The 225-nt window shown below is 55.1% G+C and carries 1 pseudogene; it reads left to right on the plus strand.

What is annotated here, in order from left to right:
- Positions 1-113 (plus strand): annotated as a pseudogene (locus H6B10_RS18205) (aspartate--ammonia ligase); the annotation flags it as partial.
- Positions 114-225 lie beyond the last annotated feature (112 nt).

The following is a 225-nucleotide window of genomic DNA, read 5'->3' on the forward strand; positions in this document are numbered from 1 at the left end:
TCCCCTTCCACAAAATGCTGCTGGATGGCTCGTTGCCCTTGACCATGGGTGGCGGTATCGGCCAGAGCCGCCTTTGCATGCTGCTGCTTGGCAAGGTACATGTAGGCGAGGTCCTGGGTGGTAATAAAGGTCACTTCGCGGGTCAGATGGATTTTTTTCAGAGCAGGGAATTTCCAGCGCAGTTCGTCAGATGTGGCGCAAACTGCATCCACAATATCGCGCACG

Source organism: Gemmiger formicilis, assembly GCF_016901605.1.
In the GTDB taxonomy this organism is placed as follows: domain Bacteria; phylum Bacillota; class Clostridia; order Oscillospirales; family Ruminococcaceae; genus Gemmiger; species Gemmiger formicilis_B.